Genomic DNA, 20,651 nt, shown 5'->3' on the forward strand with positions numbered 1-20,651 from the left:
TGGAATACTGAAAGTCTACTAAATCACCTGTATGTTTCCGAAGTCCACGCTTTGGAATCAGGATTAGATGTGAGTCCTGCCTGTCAGGCTGTACCCTGCGCTGGTAGAATCCATCGTCCTCGTAATGGATGGCTGAGGAGGTCTACCGTGGCCAACATGCACTTATTGCTGGTGCGGGCGGTGAGGCATCTTAGCTAATCGTTATCAGACCTGACGTTTCAGTTCTCCGGGTTGGACGAGCGGGGGCTGGTGAGGTGGGTGATTTCTTCGAGACCGTAGCGCAACGTAACTCGCGCATTGCATTAAGGAAGAGTACCCCTGATGGTTTTCAGTGAAGATTCGCGCGTCAAGATCCCTTGCATCTTGTTCGCCTGGGCTACAGCTATCTCTCTCTGAAGGGGGCTTCCTGGGATGAGCAAACCAACATCTTTCCGGCGATTTTTTGTTCTTCGCTAACCAGGATTAACCCTGGCGTGGAAGTTGGTGACATCGACCGCCTGCTTGCTGAAGTCAAGCTCTTGCTGGACAACGAAGACCTCGGAAAAGCGTTCTACGACAGGCTCACCGAGCGCACTGGCATCCGTCTGATCGACTTCGAGAACTTCGACAACAACAGCTTCCACGTTGTGACCGAGCTGCCATGCCGAAATGGTGATGATGAATTCCGGCCCGACATCACCCTACTTATCAACGGCATGCCGCTGGCCTTTATCGAGGTCAAGAAGCCTAACAACCGCGAAGGCGTGCTAGCCGAGCGCAACCGTATCATCACGCGCTGCCGCAATCTGCGCTTCCGTCGATTCATCAACATTACCCAGTTGATGGTCTTCTCCAACAACATGGAGTATGAAGACGGCTCGCCGCAGCCAATCGAAGGTGCATTCTATGCTAGCCCTTCGTATGGCTCGCCAATCTTCAACTACTTCCGTGAAGAGGAAGCCTTGAATCTGGCCGAGCTGCTGAACGCAGAAGATGACGACATCGAGAACGCGGTGCTGCGCGACAACAATCTCAACGTCATCAAGCACAGTCCGGAGTTCCTCAGTAACAAGGATCCCGACGCGCCGACCAATCGTATCTGCACGTCACTTTTCAGCCGTCAACGCCTGGCTTTTCTACTGCGTTTTGCGCTCGTCTATGTCAACGAGGCCGACGGACTGCAAAAGCACATCATGCGTTATCCGCAGCTTTTCGCAACTAAGGCGATTGAGAGGAAGCTCGATGCCAGTGTGCACAAGGGCATCATTTGGCACACCCAGGGTAGCGGCAAAACCGCGCTTGCCTACTACAACGTCCGCTTTCTGACGGACTACTTCCAGCGCCAGGGGATAATCCCCAAGTTCTATTTCATCGTCGACCGGCTCGATCTGCTCACCCAGGCCCAGCGCGAATTTTCCGGGCGCGGGCTGATCGTTCACAGCATCGACAGTCGTGAAGCCTTCGCTCGCGACATCAAGGCCACCCAGGTGTTGCACAACCACAGCGGCAGGTCAGAGATCACTGTGGTCAACATCCAGAAATTCCAGGATGACCCGGACGTGGTGCGTACTGAGGACTACGACGTAAACATCCAGCGCGTCTACTTCCTTGATGAGGTTCACCGCAGCTACAACCCTCAGGGCAGTTTCCTCGCCAACCTCAGCCAGTCAGACCGCAGCGCGATCAAGATTGGCCTTACCGGCACCCCTTTGTTAGGTGAAGATCGCAATTCCCGGGCCTTGTTCGGTGACTACATCCACAAGTACTACTACAACGCATCCATCGCAGACGGCTACACCCTGCGACTGATCCGTGAAGAAATTGCCACCAACTACAAACTGGTCCTTCAGGAAGCGCTGGCCGCTGTAGAACTGCAACAGGGTGACATTGACCGTAAGCTTGTCTACTCTCACCCGAAGTTCGTCGAGCCTATGCTCGAATACATCGTGCGTGATTTCGAAAAGAGCCGCGGTGCGCTAGCCGACGCCAGCATCGGTGGTATGGTGATCTGCGACAGCGCCGAACAGGCCCGGCGGATGTTCGAGATCTTCAATGCTGTTCATGCCAACCAGGGCTGGCCCAGCCCCAACCTGCTGAACTCTTCGCAGGCCTTGATCGCCGCCGAGCAGCCCGGAAGCTATGCCGCCCGCTTTCAGTTGGAAAATAAGGCGAAAAACGCTGCGTTGATTCTGCATGACGTAGGAAGCAAAGAAGAACGCAAGCAATGGGTGGAAAACTTTAAGGCAGGAAAAATTGACCTGCTGTTCGTCTACAACATGCTGCTCACTGGCTTCGATGCCAAGCGCCTGAAAAAACTCTACCTCGGCCGAGTGATCCGTTCGCACAACCTGTTGCAGGCGCTCACCCGCGTTAATCGTACCTACAAGGATTTCCGCTACGGCTACGTGGTCGATTTCGCCGACATCCGCAAGGAGTTCGACGCCACCAACAGGGCCTATTTCGACGAACTGCAGGCCGAGTTGGGCGACGAGGTCGAGCACTACTCCAATCTGTTCAAATCCGCTGAAGAAATCGCCGAGGAAATCGAAGCGATCAAGGACATTCTGTTTAGCTTCAACATCGAGAACGCCGAAGAGTTTTCGCGGCAGATTACCCAAATTCAGGATCGCGCCACAGTGCTGGCGCTCAAGAAGGCACTAGCCGACGCTCGCAGCCTTTATAACCTGATTCGCCTGCAGGGCGACTATGCGCTCCTGCAGCAGCTTGATTTTCAGAAGCTCAACCAACTCTTCCGTGAAACATGCAACCACCTCGACATGCTCAACCTAAAAGAGAGCATCGAATCCAATACCGACACCAGCAACCTGCTCAACGTGGCGCTGGAAGATGTGCTGTTCATGTTCACAAAAATCCGGGAAGAAGAGCTGGTACTGGCTGACAAGCTCAAAAACACCCTGCGCCAAACCCGTGAGGCCCTAGCCGACAATTTCGATCAGCAAGATCCCAAGTTCATCACTTTGAGGGAAGAACTGGAGCGGCTGTTCAAGAAGAAGAAACTTAACGAAGTCACCCAGGACGAAATGACCGCCAACATCGGCGCGCTTAACGCAATTCACGACCAGGTCAAAGAGCTTAATCGGCAGAATAACCTGCTGCGCGCTAAGTACCAGGGTGACGCCAAATACACGCGCATCCACAAGCGGCTGCAAGAGCGCGGCGGCCTCACACAAACCGAACGCCGTTTGTTTGAGGCACTCTCCGGCGTCAAACAACAGGCCGACGAGCAGGTGCTGCAGAACACCCAGCTAATGAATAATGAAAGCTATTTTGAAGGAATGGTGATGCCGCTGGTGATTGGCGAGTTCCAAAATCGCCAGAAAATTCAGCTCACTCCAGACGCTTCCCGCGCCATCAACCAGTTGGTGGTGGCCGAATACATCAATGAATTTGCCTCAGGCACTCGAATAGGAACACGTACGTGGTAACGCAGGAATTTGAGCAACGCACTCGCCAACTGATCGACAGCCTCAAGAGCATCTGCGCTGCCTATGGCTTGGGCAACGACGGCAATGAGTTCAAGATCATCACCCAGGTCTTTCTCTATAAGTTCCTCAACGACAAATTCACTTTCGAAGCCAAGAAAATCCGTCCTGAGTTAAGCCAAGCCCTCACTTGGGAGCAGGCTATGGCTAGTCTTAGCGCTGATGAACTGGAAATGCTGCAATTGCAGTTGGGGCCGGACACGCCGCGTCTGAAACCTGATCACTTTCTCGCGCATCTCTTCGGTCGGCAGAATGAGCCTGAATTCGCCAAGTTGTTTGATGACACCCTGCGCGACATCGCCATTACTAACAACGAGATCTTCGCGGTGAAAACCGATGGTGGAGCCAAGGTCACGTTGTTTGATCGCGTTAGCGAATACATCTCTGACCCATCCAAGCGCGACGATTTTTGCCGTGCCCTGATCAACAAACTGGTGGAATTCAGTTTAGAGAGAAGCTTTGAGAGCATCTTTACTCAGAAGTACGACTTCTATTCCACGCTTTTCGAATATCTAATCAAGGACTACAACAAGGACAGTGGCGGCAAATACGCCGAGTATTACACCCCACACGCCGTGGCCAAGATCATGGCTGCCATTCTGGTTCCCGAAAATGTGCGCGGCAAAATCAGGAACGTAAGCTGCTACGACCCTTCCGCCGGCTCCGGCACCTTGCTGATGAACATCGCCCACGCCATCGGCGAGCAGCGCTGCAGCATTTACTCGCAGGACATTTCGCAAAAATCATCCAGTCTGCTGCGCTTGAACCTGATCCTCAACAACCTGGTGCATTCCATCCCCAATATCATCCAGGGCAATACTATGCTCCACCCCTACCACCGGGAGGGCAAGTCGCTTAAAAAATTCGATTACATCGTCAGCAATCCGCCCTTCAAGATGGATTTCAGCGATTTCCGTAACGAGCTGGATAGCAAGGAGCATCAAGAGCGCTTCTTCTCCGGGGTACCAAATATTCCCAAGCAGGCCATGGACAAGATGGCTATCTACCAGCTCTTTTTGCAGCACATCATCTACTCGCTGAAACCTGGTGGTAAAGCCGCCGTAGTAGTGCCGACCGGCTTTATCACTGCTCAAAGCGGTATCGACAAGAAAATTCGCCAGCATCTAGTGGACAACCGAATGCTGGCCGGCGTGGTGTCGATGCCGAGCAACATCTTCGCCACTACTGGCACTAATGTGTCCATTCTGTTTATCGACGATGCTAGTAAAGAAGGCGTAGTGCTACTGGATGCCTCCAACCTAGGCACCAAGGTCAAAGACGGTAAGAATCAGAAAACGTTGCTATCAGAAGCCGAGGAAGACCGCATTATCGCGACTTTCAACGCCAAGCAGGCAGTAGAAGACTTTTCGGTAGTGGTGAATTATTCCGAGATCGCCGCCAAAAACTACAGTTTGAGTGCTGGGCAGTATTTCGAGGTAAATATTGAGTATTCAGATCTGACGCCAAAGCAGTTCACCGCAAAAATGCAGGGGTTTAGCGACAATTTGGACAGGCTGTTCAAGGAGTCTGCGGGGCTAGAGCGGGAGATCAAAAAGCAGTTGGTGGGGTTGTTGTATGAGTAAGTGGCGCCAAACAACGCTTGGGGAGATTGTCTCTGCCGGCGGTGGAAAAATTCAAACAGGTCCGTTTGGTAGTCAGTTACACGCTGCTGATTATGTTGACGTAGGCGTACCTTGTATCATGCCTGCAAACATGAAAAGTAACCGGGTGGATTTGTCCTCCATCGCGTTCATTTCGGAGCAAGATGCTACTCGCCTATCTAAGCACTTGGTGAAAGAAGGAGACATTGTCTATAGCAGGAGAGGCGATGTAACTCAAAAAGCATTAATCAGGAAAACTGAGGTTGGTTATTTTTGCGGAACAGGTTGTCTTCTTGTTCGCCCTGGGAAGATGATTGACCCTGAGTTTCTAACTTATCACCTTAGCACCCCCTCGAATCAAAGCTGGATCGTCAATCAAGCGGTTGGTGCCACAATGCCCAACCTGAACACTGCAATTCTGGCTAATGTACCCTTGAATGTTCCCAGCCAAGGGACACAGAAAAAAATCGCTGCCGTCCTCTCTACCCTCGACGCCAAGATCGACTGTAACAATCGAATCAACGTTGAACTTGAGGCCATGGCCAAGACGATTTACGACTATTGGTTCGTGCAGTTCGATTTCCCTGGTGCCAACGGCAGACCCTACAAATCCTCCGGGGGTAGGTTGGTCTACAACTCAAAACTTAAACGGGGCGTTCCAGACGGATGGACAGACTCAAGCATTCTGGCCGTCTCTGAACTGCTTGGTGGTGGCACACCCACGAAAAAGAAACCTGAGTATTGGGGGGGGGATATTCCCTTTTTTACTCCAACCGATGCCGGTGGACCCATCTTCAAGTTTTCGACGGCAGATCACATCACCGAAAAAGGACTAAAAGGCAGCAGCACCCAGCTATTTGGCAAGCATACTGTTTTCATAACAGCGCGTGGTTCCGTGGGAAAGCTGGTGCTTGCCGGCGTCGATATGGCGATGAATCAATCCTGCTACGCTCTGCGCGCCAAGCCTGGAATCAGTCACACATTTCTGTTCTTTCTGGCCAAGGAGTTGATCCAGCACCTTCAGGTGAAATCCTCGGGCTCTGTTTTCGACTCCATCGTCTCGAATGATATTGAGCTGACCAGCTTGGCAATTCCAACGGAAGATGTCATCGAGAAATTTGCAGCAGTTGTTGAGCCCGTGTTCGAGAAAATCGCCAACAACACGAAAGAAAACCTGCAACTCGCTCAGCTTCGCGACTGGCTGCTGCCCATGCTGATGAATGGCCAGATCTCGGTAGCGTAAAGTGGTCTGCCGTGACTGGAAACACGAAAGCGCACTCTCAACATCGCGGCCAAGCTTCTAGTTTTCATTGATATGATTGGCGAGTGAGCGTGTACGGGAATACGCGAGAAAAGGGACAGAAAAGGGGACAGATTTATTTTGAACGAAATCAATCTGTTCCCTTTTTCATTTGTCTTCGAGTGTCTTTCTCATGACAAGGCTCCATGGTTTCAGGCTCCCGGCGAATTCCTTTGGTAAACCATCTGCCGGGTTGCAGCGGAGCGCGAAGACTAGCGTTTGGAAGCATCTTGAACCAGTTCATGAAAGTCGACGCGGGTTGCGGGAAATTTCCTAGGACGCCTGCAGACAGGAGCGAAGTTCACTCAACGTCAGCGTGTGCTTGAAGTGATGTTCCCACAATCGCACCCCCAGCCCACCCGAACGATCCAGCGACGAGCACACCGTCAGGTCCGTGAGCAACGTCGGCTGCAAACCGGCATCGAACAACGCAAACCCGGCAGCGAGGCAGCAGGTTTCGGTTTGCAGGCCGCAGACCAACACGCGATCCAGATTCAGGCTTCTCAGGTATTCGATTGTGTCCGGGGAGGGCGCGTAGCCGTATTTGATGAAGATGCGGTCTGCGGCGATCAGGCTGTCGTCATCCGCCGCCGGGTGCCAGCCGAGCTGACGCTGGAACGGTGTGCGGGTTTCATCATGGCGCTCGACCGTGGCGACGCTGGGCAGTTTGCCCATGAGCGATTGAATGCCGTCGACCAGCCATTGGGGCGGGGAGAAGCAGGGTTGGACGTCGATGATCAGCAGTGCCTGGCGCATGAGGTCTCCCGGGATGAATCTCCAGATGCGACAAGGCCCGCACTGGGCGGGCCTTGTCGTTGAGAGTTGGTGGAGCCGGGGGGATTTGAACCCCCGTCCGCCAGTACTCCGCTGTCGGTACTACATGCGTAGCCGTGTCTATTAAGTTAACCCTCAGCGACCCGACGGGCAGGGTGCTTTGGGCGAGTTGTGTAAGTTTTAGCCGCTTCGTCCACAACGTACTGCACGGCGATTCTGTTCTATATGACAATCATTTCGGGTTTACAGACATCCCCTGATGATTGCTGGACCCGAAGGTACCAGGAGTGCATGTCAGCTGCAATTAAGCAGCGAGAGCAGCACCGTATTGGTCGTCATTGGCAACTATAAGTAGTTGCAACAGTGGATTTACGACTTCTGTTACCAAGTCGGCATGCACCTAGAGTTTCGCAACCGGCGTCGAATCCTAAACGGCCCCGAACTCATTGCCTAGTAAATCTGATCAGGCAACAAGCGTGCATAGTGTACGTCAATCTGCCGACGAGGCCAACCCGCAGGTTGGCCCGTCAGCATCGATCAGTTGTTGGTGCCGCTGGCTTTCTGCAGCTCCAGCTTGGTTTGCGAGGTTTCTGCCACACAGTCATCAATTTTGCCTTGAGCTTTGAGGGCTTGGGCCTTGCTCAGGCTGGTTTCAACCATCTGGGTTTTTTCCGGGGACGATGACAACTGCCCTTTGAGATTATTGATCTCCTGGATGTTGGCGTCGCACAAGTCAGCAGGCTTGTCTGCGGCGAACGAAGTGGAAGCCATCATCGAGGCAGTAACGAACAGACCTAACAGTACAGAACGCTTCATGTGTATCTCCTTGAACTGAGGGATCCAGACTTCGCTGGCCGTCAGGACGGGCAACCGAATGGAGGACAAGCCCCGATTGTTCGGGGCCTGTTCTGTGGACTGCGGTCGCTCGCAAGGGTTCTATTTTTCTTCAGAGGGCGGTTGCGGGGGCTTTGGCTTGGGTCACCCGATCCACCAGATACACCAGACCGTGGTAGTCGATTCCACCGTGTTGCGTCAGACCGATCTCACAGGTGCGGCTGGTGGAAATCCCCTCGCTGCAATGCTGCACCGCATCCTTGAGCGTTCGCAGTGAGTGGCTGTTGAGCTCCGGCGTGGTGAAACCCTTGTCGCCGGCGAAACCGCAGCAGTGAATGCCTTCCGGGATCACCACGTTCTTGCTGCATTTGCGCGCCAGTTCGATCAGCGCCTGGCTCTCCCCGAGATGCTGAGTGCTGCATGTCACGTGCACGGCAATCGGTGCTTCCTGGGGCGTGAAGTCGAGCCGGTCCAGCAGATGCGTACGGATGAATCGCACAGGGTCATACAGATCCAGGCGAACATTTCCCACGTCCTGCACCAGTCGCAAGGTGCAGGGGCTGGTATCGCAATAGATCGGATCGAGGCCGCCGCGACTGGCCTGAAGCAATGCGCCGATCAGTTCCTGACGCTTGTGCTCGGCCTGTTCGGCATAGCCCTTGGACGCGAAGGGCTGGCCGCAGCAGAGGTTGTCCAGATTGTCCGGGAACACCACCTGATAACCGGCCTTCTCCAGCAGACCACGGGTTTTGTCGTACAGCGACATCTGCTCCTTGTCGCCCGCCGTCGGCCCCATCACACGCGAGACGCAGGCTGCCAGATACACGACGCGCGGGCGTTCGTCCGACACGGCCGGACTGAAGCGAATGGCTTTTTCCGGTTGCGGCATCGCGTTGGTCCACAGCGGCACCTGACCTTTGGACAGCCGCGTCAGGGTCGCTGAAAGCTTCGCCAGGCGCGGTGCACCCATCAAAATCCGCGCTCCGTTGGCCACATGCAGGGTGAAACGCGCACCTTGCAGGGTGGTGGCGAAATTTCCTTCGATCAGGTTGGCGGTTTTCGTATGGGTTGCGTGACGGCTGCGCAGCTTTTTCACCAGCTCGCCGGTATTGATTCCCACGGGGCAGCGTTGCGCACACAAACCGGTCGCGGCGCAGGTATCAATGCCTTGGTACTCGTAGGCTTTATCCAGCTCGGTGGTGTCGATTCCGGCGCGCTTTCGCGCCTGAATATCGCGCCAGATCACGATGCGCTGGCGCGGGCTCAGGGTCAGGCCTTTCGAGGGGCAGACCGGCTCGCAGAAACCGCATTCGATGCATTTATCCACAATCTCGTCGGCCGCCGGCAGCGGTTTCAGGTGCTTGAGGTGAATCTGCGGGTCTTCACTGAGCACCACGTCCGGATTGAGAATGCCGTTGGGGTCGAGCAGGCGTTTGAGCTGCCACATCAATTGATAGGCGTCGCTGCCCCATTCCAGTTCGACGAAGGGCGCCATGTTGCGTCCGGTGCCGTGCTCCGCCTTCAGCGAACCGCCGAACTCCACGGCCACCAGTTGCGCCACATCGTCCATGAACGCCTGATAGCGTGCGACTTCTTCCGTGCTGTTGAAGCCTTGGGTGAAGACGAAGTGCAGATTGCCTTCCAGCGCGTGTCCGAAAAGGATCGCTTCGTCGTAGTGATGTTTGTCGAACAGCTCGATCAGACGGTTCACGCCGATGGCCAGTTGTTCCACCGGGAAGGTGACGTCTTCGATGATCACCGTAGTGCCGGTCTTGCGCACGGCGCCGACGGCGGGGAAGGTGTCCTTGCGGATCGCCCAGAGGCGGGCGTTTTCGACCGGGTCTTCGGTGAAGTCGACCTGTTTCTCCACCGGGAAGCCGCTGAGCGACGCCATGATCTGCGCCAGTTGTTCCTGCAGCAAAGTGGAAGAGGCGGCGCGGGATTCGATCAACAGCGCGCAGGCATTGTTCGACAGCTGCTGTACGAAAGCCGGCATGCCGGGTTTGTCCTGCACCGAGCGCAGGCTGCGGCGGTCGAGCAGTTCCACGGCCGACACCGGTTGGCTTTTCAGCACGGTGACGGCGTTGCAGCAGGTTTCCACATCCGGGAAAACGATCAGCGCCGAAGCCTTGTTCGGGTGGTCGATCACCGTGTCGTAGGTCACCGCGCTGATGAAGCCGAGTGTACCTTCGGAACCGACCAGCAAGTGGCTCAAGATATCCACAGGCTCATCGAAATCCACCAGGGCGTTGAGCGACAGGCCGGTGGTATTTTTCAGACGGTATTTGTGGCGGATTCGCGCGGCCAGTTCGGCATTGGCGCGGGTCTCGCGGCCCAAGCCCGCCAGACGTTCCAGCAAGTCACCGTGGCTGACTCGAAACGCCTCGACGCTGGCGGCATCTTCGGTGTCGAGTCGCGTGCCGTCGGCCAGCACCAAGCGAATCCCGGCCAGCGTGTGATAGGTGTTTTGCGCGGTGCCGCAGCACATGCCGCTGGCGTTGTTGGCGACAATGCCGCCGATCTTGCAGGCGTTGATCGACGCCGGATCCGGGCCGATCTTGCGCCCGAATGGCGCCAGCCATGCATTGGCCTGGGCACCGATTACGCCCGGTTGCAGGCGGATCTGTGTGCCCTGGCCGCGAATTTCACGTGCGTTCCAGTTATCCCCAAGCACGATCAACACCGAATCACTGATCGCCTGGCCGGACAGGCTGGTGCCGGCGGCGCGGAAGGTCACCGGGACCTGATCGCGCTGGGCCAGTTTCAGCAACGCCACCACTTCATCTTCCGATTCGACGCGGATCACCAGTTGCGGAATCAACCGGTAGAAGCTGGCATCGGTGCCGAAGGCCAGGGTAGACAGCGGATCGTCGAAACGCCGTTCGGCCGGAATCAGCTGCTGCGCATCGCGCAGGAAAGTCGCCGGTAAGGTCATTGGTCCTCCAGGATCAACACCACCAGGTCTTTCGGTCCGTGGGCGCCGTAGGCCAGGACTTGTTCGATGTCGGCGGTTTTCGACGGGCCGGACACCAGCAGCGCGTTGGTCGGCATGCCTTGGGCCCACTCGAATTCCTGCTGCACCTGATAGAAGTTGTCGCGGATCTGGCTGGCCTTGAGCAGGGCGAAATGCACCGGCGGCACGAGGCTCATCAACCGTGGTTCTTCGCGGGTCGGCCAGAGAATCAGGCTGCCGGTGGCGGCAATGGCGCCGAGGGTGCCGGTCAGACTGGCCGGGGTGTCGTTGAACAACTCGGCTTTCCACTCTTCCATCGGGCGGTCGTAGGACTTCAGCGCCGGCAGATCAGGATTGTTCGCCCAGTGCTGTGTGATGCGCTGCCCATGGGGTGTAGTCGGTGCGATCAACAGGCTCGGCAACTGACGGTCGCGCAGCAATTGCGCCAGCAGCACCGGCCAGCCATCAGCGGATGTCAGGTGGATTTCGGTGTGCACCGCTTCCATCAGTTTGCGCAGTTGCGGGATCCGTTGTTCGGCGCTGTAGGTGTAAGGCTGGGTCACCAGATCGACGTCAAAGTTGTCGGCAATCGGTGTGGTGCCGATCAGACTCTTCCGTAACTTGCCGAGGATGTTTTGTTTGGCGCTCATCAACGGTCTCCTCGTTTGGCCAGGTGTTCGCGAGCCATGTCATGCAATGAGCGGGCGGCGGGTTTCGGTGCGCTGTGATTCTGCGTCCACGGCCCGACGTTGTTCGGCGCCAGGGCGCGCAGGCGCGTGGCGAAAAACGCAAACAGTCGATACAAAGTCGGCGAGCTGTTGAGCTTCGCCCAAGCGTTCCAGATGAAACGTTCCTTGCGCGAGTATTTGCTGCCCTGACCGCGCATCACCTGATGCGGTGCGTCCGGGGCTTTGACGTTTTCTTCGCGCAGGCGCCGCAGCAACGCGGGGATTGGAATCTTCACCGGGCACACTTCACCGCAGGCGCCGCACAAAGAAGACGCGCTCGGGTGATCCGGGACTTTCGCCAGACCGACCATGTGCGGGGTGATGATTTTGCCGATCGGGCCGGGGTAAACCTCGCCATAGGTATGGCCGCCGACGCGGGTGTAAACCGGGCAATGATTCATGCAGGCGCCGCAGCGGATGCAGTTCAGGGTCTGGCGCAGTTCGCTGTCCGCAAACGCCTGGCTGCGACCGTTGTCGAGCAATACCAGATGCACTTCCTGCGGGCCGTCGAGTTCATGTTCCTTGCGCGGGCCGGAGATCATGTTGACGTAGGTGGTGATCGGAATACCCAGCGCCGAGCGAGTCAGCAATGACAGCAGCGGCACCACGTCGCGCAGGTTTTCCACGACTTTTTCGATGCCGGTGACGGCGATGTGCACCGGTGGCACGGTGGTGGTCATGCGGCCGTTGCCTTCGTTTTCCACTAGCAGCAGGGTGCCGGTTTCGGCCACGGCGAAGTTGACGCCGGAGACGCCGATGTCCGCTTCGAAGAATTTCTGCCGCAGGACCCTGCGACCGATCTGAATGAGTTGGTCAACGTCCTTGGTGTATTCCACGCCAAGTTTGTCGTGGAACAAGGACGCGACCTGACCGGCATTCTTGTGGATTGCCGGCATGATTATGTGTGAAGGCTTCTCGTGGTCGAGCTGGACGATGTACTCCCCCATGTCGGACTCCAGACATTCAATGTCCCGAGCCTCGAGGAAATGGTTCATCTCCATCTCTTCGCTGACCATCGATTTGCCCTTGATCACTTGCCGCGCCTCGTGAGCGCGGATGATCGAAAGGACGATGCCATTGGCCTCGTCCACCGTTTCCGCCCAGTGCACTGTCACACCGTTGCGGGTCAGGTTCTGTTCCAGTTGCTCGAGCAGGTCGGGCAACTTGGAGAGCGCACGCGCCCTGATCGAGTTGCCCAGGGCGCGCAAGTGTTCTCTTTCGTGGGCATCGCTGAAAGCCGCTGCCCGCTTGGTCATCAATGAATCCATCGCGGTGCGGAAGTTGTTCCGCAACTGCGAATCGCCCAGGGCGTTGTGTGCCCGGGTGCGGAAATCTTCTTCTACGGCAACCGTAGGAATAATCGTGGAAGTGCTCATCGCGCACCTCCGGTTCGTTGCCAGAGAAAGCTCGCCAGGTGTTGCCCGCGCAGTGCTTCCTGCTGTTTTTCCAGCGAGCCGTTGATGTTCATCAGGCAGCCGCAGTCGGCACTGAGTACCTGGTGCGCGCCGGATTCCTTCAACGCCCGGGTCTTGTCAGCCACCATCGCGCCGGAAATGTCTGGCATACGGACGCTGAATGTCCCACCGAAGCCACAGCATTCGCTTTCGTGATCGTGGTTGACCCGTTCCACGTTGCTCAACTGCGCCAACAACTCGCGGCCGTGCAGGTGGGTGTTCATTTCCCGTCGCGCCGAACACGAGGTGTGCAGCGCCACTTTGACCGGCTCGCCGCTGTCCTTGAGCTGCACCTTGCAGACGAACAGCAGAAACTCGGCCAGCTCATAGGTTCGGGCCGCGAGGGCCTGAACCTGTTTCAACGTTTCCGGCTCGTCCTTGAACAAGTCGGCGTAATGCTCGCGGATCATTCCGGCGCACGAACCCGACGGCACCACCACCGGACAGTCCCCGGCAAACAGCGCCAGTTGCGAGCGCGCCACCGTCCGTGCCTGCTCGGTGTAACCCGAGGTGTAGGCCGGTTGTCCGCAGCAGCTCTGCCCTTGCGGGTAGTCGACCCGGATGCCTTCGCGTTCCAGCAAGTGGATCGCGTCCATCCCGGCTTCCGGGTAGAACAGGTCGACCACGCACGTGCCGAACAGGTAAACCCGCGACGGTTTCTCGCTGGGATATTGCCGGGGTTCGGGCAGTGGCGGTGCGACGCGAGTAGCGTTGGGCACAGCGTTGTAAAAAAGCTCGCTCATCAGGCGTGTCTCCGGGTGGGCCCGGTTATCCGTCTGTTGAGGCTGCCGAATATAGAACGCATTGCTTTCAGCAGCCTTACAGACCGGGTTGTGAATTGCTGACGCCGGAATCACGAACCGGCGTCGGTTATTTCCATGTCGCTTGTAGTCTTAATGCACCAGCATGCCAGTGAACCAGTAGGCCTGGGCCAAGGTGATCAGGCCGACAATCGTTGCAAAGAATAGGCTGTGCTTGAGGGTGAAGCGGAACAGATCGGATTCCTTGCCCACCAGACCGGTCGCGGCGCAGGCCACGGCGATCGATTGCGGGGAGATCATCTTGCCGGTCACGCCGCCGCTGGTGTTGGCCGCCACCAGTAAGGTGTCGTTGACCCCGATCTGGTGTGCGGTGGTTGCTTGCAGCGAACTGAACAGGGCGTTGGATGAGGTATCGGATCCGGTCAGGAACACGCCGAGCCAGCCGAGGAAAGGCGAGAAGAACGGAAACGCCGCGCCGGTCGCCGCCAGCACCAGAGCCATGGTCGAGGACATGCCGGAATAGTTGGTGACAAAGGCAAACGCCAACACCATGCCGATCGACAGGATCGGCCAGCGCAGTTCGTAGAAAGTCTCTTTCAAAGTGGTCAGACCAGTTTTGATATTGATCTTCAGCACCAGCATCGAGATCAGCGCGGAGAAGAAAATCGCCGTGCCGGTCGCGGAAATCGGATCGAGTTTGAACACGGCCGGAATCGCGGTCGGGGCGGCAACGATCGGCGCGGTCTTGATTACCAGTTGATCCAGGTGCGGAATCGCGAAGTTGAACACCCAGGCGTACATCGAGCCGCCGGCGGCGAACATGGCCTTGAAGGGCTTGAGCGTCCAGATGGTCACCAGCACGGTGAGGATCAGGAACGGTGACCACGCCTTGAAAATTTCCCCGAGGCTGTAAGGCGAAGCGACGGTGGTGCGCTTCTGGCCGAAACCGCCGACGCTGGCAGTCACCACCGAAGCGGACACGGCGCCGACGATGTGCTGGCCGGCGGCACGTTTCGGCTGCCAGACCTTCAGGAACAGTGTCAGCGAAATCAGGCTGGCCAGGGCCGACGTGATGTCCGGCAGTTCCGGGCCGATGAAATTCGAAGTGAAGTATTGGGTGACGGCAAAGCTCAGGCCTGCGACCAGCGCCGCCGGCCAGGTTTCACGCACACCGCGCAGGCCGTCCATCATGAACACCAGCCAGAACGGCACGAACAGCGACAGCAGTGGCAACTGGCGGCCGGTCATGGCGCCGATCTTGAACGCGTCGATGCCGGTGACTTGGCCAGCCACGATGATCGGAATCCCCAGTGCGCCGAATGCCACTGGGGCGGTGTTGGCAATCAGGCACAGGCCGGCGGCGTACAGCGGGTTGAAACCGAGTCCCACCAACAGCGCAGCGGTAATCGCCACGGGTGCACCGAAACCGGCGGCACCTTCCAGGAATGCGCCGAAGCAGAAACCGATCAGCAGCACCTGCAGGCGCTGGTCGTCAGTGATCGACAGCACCGAACTGCGGATGACCTCGAACTGACCGCTCTTGACCGTCAGTTTGTACAGGAACACCGCCGCCACAATGATCCAGGCAATCGGCCATAGACCATAGGCGAAGCCATATCCGGCGGCGGCGAACGCCATGTCGACCGGCATCTGGAACGCGAAGATCGCCACGGCGATAGCCAGGGCGAGCGTGATGCTGCCGGCCACATGACCCTTGAGGCGGAACACCGCCAAAGCGAGGAAGAAGAAAACGATGGGGATGACGGCCGCGAGTGCGGACACGCCGAGACTGCCGAGCGGGCTGTAGAGCTGTTGCCAGGTTTGCATATGGGGTGGCCCCTAATTGTTGTTGGTCAGGCACTGTCAGCGTTCTTGGTTAATTGGTAAGACCAATTTACAATCGCTGTTGGCTAGGGTAAAAGCCTTGATGTCGGTGTGTCAATTTGCCGCCCTAAAACTTTTGTCGAATCACCGGTGCAGAGCTCGATCTGATCCGGTCGCCCAAATGTCATCTGGCAGGTGTCGGCGCAGCGTCGATAGGCCAGAATAGAGAGCCCGGCGAGCGGTCGGGATGGTGGAGAGTTGAGTGATGGGGTTTGATCAGATACGTCAGCGCCGTTTGTCTGATGACATTGTCGAGCGACTGGAAGGGATGATTCTCGAGGGCACGCTGAAGTCCGGCGAGCGTCTGCCGGCCGAGCGGACTCTGGCGGAACAGTTCGGCGTTTCCCGGCCCTCGTTGCGCGAGGCGATTCAGAAACTCGCGGCCAAGGGTTTGCTGGTCAGCAAGCAGGGCGGCGGCAATTATGTCGTGGAAAGCCTCGGTTCGACGTTCAGCGATCCGCTGCTGCAATTGTTGGAAAGCAATCCTGAGGCCCAGCGCGATCTGCTGGAGTTTCGCCACACACTGGAGGCATCGTGTGCCTATTACGCAGCATTGCGTGCCACGGATGTCGATCGTGAACGGCTGACGGCGGCGTTTGAGGAGTTACAGGATTGCTATTCGCGTCATGACGAAGTGAGCCGGGCGGAAGAGGGTGCGGCGGATGCGAAATTCCACCTGGCGATCGCCGAGGCCAGTCACAACGCGGTGTTGCTGCACACCATTCGCGGGCTGTTCGATCTGCTCAAGCGCAACGTGGTGACCAACATCGGCGGCATGTACAAGCAGCGCACGGAAACCCGCGACATGCTGATCACGCAGCATCGGGAGTTGTATCTGGCGATTATCGAGGGGCGCGCGGAACAGGCGCGTGAGGTGTCCAGCCGACACATTCTGTATGTGCAGGAAGTGCTGGAAGAGGTGCGTCAGGAAGTGCAACGCATGGCTCGCGCCGAGCGACGCAAAGGGATGTAGACATGACCGCTCCCGTGCAGGACGCGGGAACGGTCATTCAGGCAGAAAAATCAGTCTTCCTTGCCCTTGTTGCGCACCGCACGCTGCAACTCGCGACCGGCGTCGCGTTCGCGTTCGGTATCACGCTTGTCGTATTCCTTCTTGCCCTTGCCCAGCGCGATCTCGCACTTGACCATGTGCTTGCTCCAGTACCAGGACAGGCACACGCAGGCGTAACCCTTCTGCTGCACGGCGGCGGCGAGCTTGTCCAGCTCGCGGCGGTTGAGCAGCAGCTTGCGGGTACGCACCGGGTCGGCAATGACGTGGGTGCTGGCGGTCATCAGAGGCGTGATGTGGCTGCCGAGCAACCAGGCCTCGCCATCCTTGAGCAGCACGTAACTGTCGACCAGTTGCAGCTTGCTTGCCCGCAGACTTTTTACTTCCCAGCCGGCCAGGACCAGACCAGCCTCGAACTTGTGCTCGATGAAGTAATCGTGTCGCGCCTTTTTGTTTTGCGCGATGGTCCCTGTTGGGTGTTTCTTCTGTTTAGCCATAGGGGCGGCATTATATGGAGATAAACGGCTGTCGGCTACGGTGATGCTGCGTGCTTGAGCAGGTTGAGTGAATCCCGGACAATGCGGCCTCTTTTTCTAACGCTTGGGCGTGATAAACGATGTCGACAGACAAGGTTTCTGTCCACGGCAGTTGGGCTAGCCGCTGGGTTTTCATATTCGCCGCGACCGGTTCGGCCGTGGGATTGGGCAGCATCTGGAAGTTCCCCTACATGGTCGGGGTCTACGGTGGCGGCGCCTTCGTACTGATGTTTCTGGCGTGCATCGCGCTGATCGGCATCCCGGTGATGCTCGCTGAAACCCTGATCGGCCGCCGTGCCCGCCAGAGTCCGGCGAACGCCCTGAAGGTGCTGGCGCGGGAAGCCGGGCACTCGGGCAAATGGTCGTGGGGCGCCTTCGCCGGGATGATCACGGCGTTGCTGATCCTGTCTTTCTACAGTGTGGTCGGCGGCTGGTCGCTGGATTACATCATTGATATGGGGCGCGGAGATTTTCAGGGGGCTACGGCCGATCAGGTCGGGGCCTATTTTGGAAATGTCATCTCCGACCCCTGGCGCCTGACACTTTGGCACACGGTTTTCATGCTGCTGTCTGCGGTGGTGATCGCCAAAGGCGTCGTCGCGGGGCTCGAGCGCAGCCTGCGGATCATGATGCCGCTGCTGTTCGTGATGGTACTGGTGCTGCTGGGTTACAGCATGACCACCGGGCATTTCATGGAGGGCGTGCACTTCATGTTCGACTTCCACCCGGAAAAAGTCCTCGACGGCTTGCTGCCGGCCATGGGCCACGCGTTCTTCTCCCTGAGCGTTGGGGTGGGCTCGATCATGATCTACGGCGCCTACATGACCAAGGAAGCTTCGCTGTCCGGCACGGTTGTGGGTGTGGCACTGCTCGATACCTTTGTTTCGCTGGTGGCCGGTCTGGCCTTGTTTCCGATTGTGTTTGCCGGTGGTTTGAACCCGAGTGAAGGCCCGGGGCTGATGTTCGTCAGTCTGCCATTTGCTTTCGGTAACGTGCTGTTCGGCCAGTTGATGGGCGTGGTGTTCTTTGTTCTGGTGGCAATCGCGGCCTGGAGCTCGGCGATTTCCCTGCTGGAGCCGATGGTCGCCTATCTGGTCGAGCGGACTAAAATCAGTCGTACGTGGGTGACATTCTGGTTGGCGTTCACCTGCTGGTTCGTCGGTCTGGGCACGGTGTTTTCCTTCAATATCTGGAAGGAAGCCAAATTTTTCGTGAACGATGGCGGGGTGTTCCATCTCTACCAATGGGGTGCGGCCGGTGGTCTGGATTTCTTTGGTGTGATCGACTTCTTCACCTCGCGGATCATGTTGCCGCTCGGCGGGCTGTGCTTTGTGCTGTTTGCCGGTTGGGTGATGGGGCGTGAAGCGGTGCGTGACGAATTGTCGATTCGCAGCCCGGCGCTGTTCGCCCTGTCTCTATTTTTGATGCGCTATGTGGCGCCCATCGGCATCCTTGTAGTGTTTGCCGCCCAGCTCTGGAAGTGACGCTTACATGACGACACATATTCAACGATCGGCGCTGCTGCCTTATCCGGCGCAATTTCTTTATGACCTGGTCAATGACGTGGCGCGTTACCCGGAGTTTCTGCCGTGGTGCTCGTCTGCCGAAGTCCTGGAAAGCTCGCCTGAGCATATGCGCGCCAGTGTTGGCGTGGCCAAGGGTGGGCTTAGTCAGCACTTCGTGACGCGCAATACGCTGGTGCCGGGACAGTCGATCGAGATGAATCTTGAGGAAGGTCCATTCAATCAGTTGCACGGTGTCTGGGTGTTCAAGGCGTTGAACGAGAAAGCCTGCAAGATCAGTCTGGATCTGTCCTTCGACTATGCCGGGCCGCTGGTCCGCGCGACGCTCGGTCCTTTGTTCAATCAGGCGGCCAATACATTGGTGGATGCGTTCTGCCAGCGCGCCAAGCAGATGCATGGTTGAGCCGGTGATTCAAATCGAAGTGGTGTATGCCGCCGTTGATCGTCAGGTTTTGCGTGTGATCAGCGTCGCCGAGGGTACGACGGTGCGTGCGGCGCTGATGGCGTCCGGGATTGACGTTGAATTTCCGGAGCTGGATCTGAACGGTTGTCCCTTGGGGATCTTCGGCAAAGTGATCGCTGATCCGGATGCTCGACGGGTCCAGGAAGGCGATCGCATCGAGATCTATAGACCGCTGTTGGCTGATCCGAAAGAGGTGCGCCGTCTGCGCGCCGCCAAGGCTGCCGAGGCCAAGGCGCGAAACCAGTAGGCTGGCCAAACGGCAGGCAATAAAAAACCCGGAATTTCCGGGTTTTTTATTGCGTCGCAAATTACTGCGGCGAGGTGTCCAGCGGTTCTGGCGTTGGAACCGGAACGGTTTCCACACCATCGACGTCCTTCTGGATCTGATCCAGCAAGGAGCCTGGCTTGGCCGGTTTTTCCGGTTTCGGCTGCTCGGCGTTTTCAGCAGGAGCGGTCACGCTGGTGCCGCTGTCCTTGCCGAGAATGGCTTCGTCACGGCTGACGCCCGGCATGAAGTCACCGGACAGGCTGGCAAGGCGGTCATTCGAGTCGAAAATGACACTTACGCGTTCCTGCTGGCGTTCACCGCCCCCCGGTTGCAGGCTGTACAGGTAATCCCAGCGGTTGGCGTGGAACGTGTCGGCAAGCAGAGGGTTGCCCATGATAAACCGTACTTGCGGCCGGGTCATTCCCGGGCGTAACTGGTCTATCATGTCCTGCGTGACGACATTGCCCTGCTGGATGTCGATTTTGTAAACCCCGGGGAATGAACAACCGGCGAGTGCGAGCAGTCCCACAAAGGTGAAACTGGTTAGCAAGAGCTTGGTGTTTTGCATCGGTGGGCGACTTCCACTATCTTGGCTGGGACAACGTAAACGCCGATCATACCCGCATTAAGAGAAGCTGCGAAGCAGCATCGCGAGAAAGCTGACCATGGTTGAAAATAGCGAACTACGCAAAGCCGGCCTCAAAGTGACCCTGCCACGGGTCAAGATCCTGCAAATGCTCGACTCTACCGAGCAGCGTCACATGAGTGCCGAGGACGTCTACAAGGCGTTGATGGAAGCTGGCGAGGATGTCGGTCTGGCCACGGTTTACCGTGTTCTGACCCAGTTCGAAGCGGCTGGCCTCGTGGTCCGTCACAACTTCGACGGCGGCCACGCGGTATTCGAATTGGCCGATGGTGGCCACCACGACCATATGGTCAACGTGGAGTCGGGCGAAGTCATCGAATTCTTCGACGAAGAAATCGAAAAACTTCAGAAGGCGATCGTCGAGAAGCACGGTTACGAGATGGTTGATCACAATCTCGTCCTGTACGTACGCAAGAAAAAGTAAGCATGTCGCGC

The 20,651-nt window shown here is 57.3% G+C and carries 17 protein-coding genes and 1 other RNA gene; 8 read left to right on the forward strand and 10 right to left on the reverse strand.

Features of this window, described 5'->3' with window-relative positions; all coding sequences use genetic code 11:
• The first annotated feature begins 356 nt into the window (after nucleotides 1-356).
• From CAF77_RS11985 to CAF77_RS11995, 3 genes are read left to right on the forward strand one after another with little or no spacing between them, the layout of a single operon-like run.
• Complete coding sequence (locus tag CAF77_RS11985; protein WP_256576151.1) at nucleotides 357-3,425, forward strand: type I restriction endonuclease subunit R; 3,069 nt, start codon at nucleotides 357-359, stop codon at nucleotides 3,423-3,425.
• Nucleotides 3,419-5,065: a class I SAM-dependent DNA methyltransferase gene (locus CAF77_RS11990; RefSeq protein WP_085654560.1), complete on the forward strand. Its 1,647-nt coding sequence runs from the start codon at nucleotides 3,419-3,421 to the stop codon at nucleotides 5,063-5,065. Before CAF77_RS11985 ends, CAF77_RS11990 begins: the two co-directional genes overlap by 7 nt.
• On the forward strand, nucleotides 5,058-6,326 hold the full coding sequence (locus CAF77_RS11995; RefSeq protein ID WP_085654561.1) for a restriction endonuclease subunit S: 1,269 nt from the start codon (nucleotides 5,058-5,060) through the stop codon (nucleotides 6,324-6,326). The genes CAF77_RS11990 and CAF77_RS11995 overlap by 8 nt, the downstream gene beginning before the upstream one ends.
• Before the next feature lie 330 nt (nucleotides 6,327-6,656).
• Here the strand turns inward: CAF77_RS11995 and CAF77_RS12000 are convergent, their stop codons facing one another.
• The 8 genes from CAF77_RS12000 to CAF77_RS12035 all read right to left on the reverse strand — a co-directional run bounded on the left by CAF77_RS12000 (nucleotide 6,657) and on the right by CAF77_RS12035 (nucleotide 15,714).
• Nucleotides 6,657-7,139 carry an isochorismatase family protein gene (locus CAF77_RS12000; RefSeq protein ID WP_085654563.1) on the reverse strand — a complete coding sequence of 161 codons (483 nt, stop codon included), beginning with the start codon at nucleotides 7,137-7,139 and terminating at the stop codon, nucleotides 6,657-6,659.
• Nucleotides 7,140-7,206: 67 nt separating this feature from the next.
• Nucleotides 7,207-7,596, reverse strand: a transfer-messenger RNA (tmRNA) gene (gene ssrA, locus CAF77_RS12005).
• A gap of 98 nt (nucleotides 7,597-7,694) precedes the next feature.
• Entirely contained in the window at nucleotides 7,695-7,973 is a 279-nt protein-coding gene (locus CAF77_RS12010; protein ID WP_085654565.1) for a hypothetical protein, read from the reverse strand.
• 130 nt (nucleotides 7,974-8,103) lie between these two features.
• A complete protein-coding gene (locus CAF77_RS12015) occupies nucleotides 8,104-10,926 on the reverse strand; it encodes an FAD-binding and (Fe-S)-binding domain-containing protein (RefSeq protein WP_085654567.1) in 2,823 nt (940 codons plus the stop codon).
• On the reverse strand, nucleotides 10,923-11,594 hold the full coding sequence (locus CAF77_RS12020) for a lactate utilization protein C (protein WP_085654569.1): 672 nt from the start codon (nucleotides 11,592-11,594) through the stop codon (nucleotides 10,923-10,925). The genes CAF77_RS12015 and CAF77_RS12020 overlap by 4 nt, the downstream gene beginning before the upstream one ends.
• On the reverse strand, nucleotides 11,594-13,048 hold the full coding sequence (locus CAF77_RS12025) for a LutB/LldF family L-lactate oxidation iron-sulfur protein (RefSeq protein ID WP_064382599.1): 1,455 nt from the start codon (nucleotides 13,046-13,048) through the stop codon (nucleotides 11,594-11,596). Before CAF77_RS12025 ends, CAF77_RS12020 begins: the two co-directional genes overlap by 1 nt.
• Nucleotides 13,045-13,869 carry a (Fe-S)-binding protein gene (locus CAF77_RS12030; RefSeq protein ID WP_085654570.1) on the reverse strand — a complete coding sequence of 275 codons (825 nt, stop codon included), beginning with the start codon at nucleotides 13,867-13,869 and terminating at the stop codon, nucleotides 13,045-13,047. Before CAF77_RS12030 ends, CAF77_RS12025 begins: the two co-directional genes overlap by 4 nt.
• A 150-nt stretch (nucleotides 13,870-14,019) precedes the next feature.
• Complete coding sequence (locus CAF77_RS12035; RefSeq protein ID WP_064382597.1) at nucleotides 14,020-15,714, reverse strand: lactate permease LctP family transporter; 1,695 nt, start codon at nucleotides 15,712-15,714, stop codon at nucleotides 14,020-14,022.
• A 262-nt stretch (nucleotides 15,715-15,976) separates the two neighbouring features.
• Here CAF77_RS12035 and CAF77_RS12040 point away from each other — a divergent pair, with 262 nt between their 5' ends.
• A complete protein-coding gene (locus CAF77_RS12040; RefSeq protein WP_039769141.1) occupies nucleotides 15,977-16,744 on the forward strand; it encodes an FCD domain-containing protein in 768 nt (255 codons plus the stop codon).
• A gap of 50 nt (nucleotides 16,745-16,794) precedes the next feature.
• Here the strand turns inward: CAF77_RS12040 and smpB are convergent, their stop codons facing one another.
• Nucleotides 16,795-17,277 (reverse strand): SsrA-binding protein SmpB, encoded by a 483-nt coding sequence (gene smpB / locus CAF77_RS12045; RefSeq protein WP_007953781.1) that lies wholly within the window; start codon nucleotides 17,275-17,277, stop codon nucleotides 16,795-16,797.
• Nucleotides 17,278-17,396: 119 nt separating this feature from the next.
• On the opposite strand from smpB, the gene CAF77_RS12050 reads away from it, so the two are divergent.
• Genes CAF77_RS12050 through CAF77_RS12060 form a run of 3 tightly spaced genes read left to right on the forward strand, consistent with a single transcriptional unit; the run spans nucleotide 17,397 to nucleotide 19,549 of the window.
• A complete protein-coding gene (locus CAF77_RS12050) occupies nucleotides 17,397-18,800 on the forward strand; it encodes a sodium-dependent transporter (protein ID WP_085654572.1) in 1,404 nt (467 codons plus the stop codon).
• A gap of 7 nt (nucleotides 18,801-18,807) precedes the next feature.
• Nucleotides 18,808-19,242 carry a type II toxin-antitoxin system RatA family toxin gene (locus CAF77_RS12055; RefSeq protein WP_003221509.1) on the forward strand — a complete coding sequence of 145 codons (435 nt, stop codon included), beginning with the start codon at nucleotides 18,808-18,810 and terminating at the stop codon, nucleotides 19,240-19,242.
• Nucleotides 19,235-19,549 (forward strand): RnfH family protein, encoded by a 315-nt coding sequence (locus CAF77_RS12060; RefSeq protein ID WP_085654574.1) that lies wholly within the window; start codon nucleotides 19,235-19,237, stop codon nucleotides 19,547-19,549. The genes CAF77_RS12055 and CAF77_RS12060 overlap by 8 nt, the downstream gene beginning before the upstream one ends.
• A gap of 61 nt (nucleotides 19,550-19,610) precedes the next feature.
• On the opposite strand, the gene CAF77_RS12065 is transcribed toward CAF77_RS12060, so the two are convergent.
• Nucleotides 19,611-20,138, reverse strand: coding sequence for an outer membrane protein assembly factor BamE (locus CAF77_RS12065; RefSeq protein ID WP_064382594.1), 528 nt, complete (start codon nucleotides 20,136-20,138; stop codon nucleotides 19,611-19,613).
• Nucleotides 20,139-20,235: 97 nt separating this feature from the next.
• Here CAF77_RS12065 and fur point away from each other — a divergent pair, with 97 nt between their 5' ends.
• Entirely contained in the window at nucleotides 20,236-20,640 is a 405-nt protein-coding gene (fur, locus tag CAF77_RS12070) for a ferric iron uptake transcriptional regulator (RefSeq protein WP_064382593.1), read from the forward strand.
• Nucleotides 20,641-20,651 lie beyond the last annotated feature (11 nt).

This window comes from Pseudomonas sp. R15(2017), assembly GCF_002112685.1.
Lineage (GTDB): Bacteria > Pseudomonadota > Gammaproteobacteria > Pseudomonadales > Pseudomonadaceae > Aquipseudomonas > Aquipseudomonas glycinae.

Coding starts and splice junctions, on each gene's coding strand:
- CAF77_RS12020 (WP_085654569.1), bottom strand. CDS start 11,594: ATGAGCGCCAAACAAAACATCCTCGGCAAGTTACGGAAGAGTCTGATC.
- CAF77_RS12065 (WP_064382594.1), bottom strand. CDS start 20,138: ATGCAAAACACCAAGCTCTTGCTAACCAGTTTCACCTTTGTGGGACTG.
- fur (WP_064382593.1), top strand. CDS start 20,236: ATGGTTGAAAATAGCGAACTACGCAAAGCCGGCCTCAAAGTGACCCTG.
- CAF77_RS12010 (WP_085654565.1), bottom strand. CDS start 7,973: ATGAAGCGTTCTGTACTGTTAGGTCTGTTCGTTACTGCCTCGATGATG.
- CAF77_RS12060 (WP_085654574.1), top strand. CDS start 19,235: ATGGTTGAGCCGGTGATTCAAATCGAAGTGGTGTATGCCGCCGTTGAT.
- smpB (WP_007953781.1), bottom strand. CDS start 17,277: ATGGCTAAACAGAAGAAACACCCAACAGGGACCATCGCGCAAAACAAA.
- CAF77_RS12040 (WP_039769141.1), top strand. CDS start 15,977: ATGGGGTTTGATCAGATACGTCAGCGCCGTTTGTCTGATGACATTGTC.
- CAF77_RS12025 (WP_064382599.1), bottom strand. CDS start 13,048: ATGAGCACTTCCACGATTATTCCTACGGTTGCCGTAGAAGAAGATTTC.
- CAF77_RS12035 (WP_064382597.1), bottom strand. CDS start 15,714: ATGCAAACCTGGCAACAGCTCTACAGCCCGCTCGGCAGTCTCGGCGTG.
- CAF77_RS11995 (WP_085654561.1), top strand. CDS start 5,058: ATGAGTAAGTGGCGCCAAACAACGCTTGGGGAGATTGTCTCTGCCGGC.
- CAF77_RS12055 (WP_003221509.1), top strand. CDS start 18,808: ATGACGACACATATTCAACGATCGGCGCTGCTGCCTTATCCGGCGCAA.
- CAF77_RS12015 (WP_085654567.1), bottom strand. CDS start 10,926: ATGACCTTACCGGCGACTTTCCTGCGCGATGCGCAGCAGCTGATTCCG.
- CAF77_RS12030 (WP_085654570.1), bottom strand. CDS start 13,869: ATGAGCGAGCTTTTTTACAACGCTGTGCCCAACGCTACTCGCGTCGCA.
- CAF77_RS12000 (WP_085654563.1), bottom strand. CDS start 7,139: ATGCGCCAGGCACTGCTGATCATCGACGTCCAACCCTGCTTCTCCCCG.
- CAF77_RS12050 (WP_085654572.1), top strand. CDS start 17,397: ATGTCGACAGACAAGGTTTCTGTCCACGGCAGTTGGGCTAGCCGCTGG.